This is a genomic window from Flavobacterium silvaticum, assembly GCF_012911565.1.
GTDB lineage: Bacteria > Bacteroidota > Bacteroidia > Flavobacteriales > Flavobacteriaceae > Flavobacterium > Flavobacterium silvaticum.
Window position 1 is genome coordinate 1 of sequence record NZ_JAAMPU010000004.1, and the last position, 240, is coordinate 240.

Sequence of the window (240 nt, forward strand, 5' to 3'; positions counted from 1 at the left end):
ATTGTGTCCGCCTTCTTTCACCCTCAACTTTACACGCTCAATCGCCAATTCAACTTTTCTCAACCAAAAGAAAAGCAGAATCACGTTATAACCATTTTTTTGCGCTTCTAGAATTTTTCCCCGATAGCTTTTGGTTGCCAAAGTCGTCTCGAAAGCAAAATTCTGTTTTTCCAATAACAAATGATCGACGCGCTGGAGCATAATTCTTCCAGCTTCGAAAGCAACCTTTTCTGGTTGGAA

At 40.4% G+C, this 240-nt stretch carries 1 protein-coding gene; it reads right to left on the reverse strand.

Translation table 11 applies throughout. The features are described 5' to 3' along the window. The coding region (locus G6047_RS00010; protein WP_211165335.1) for a zeta toxin family protein at positions 1–240 on the reverse strand (240 nt) is incomplete at both ends.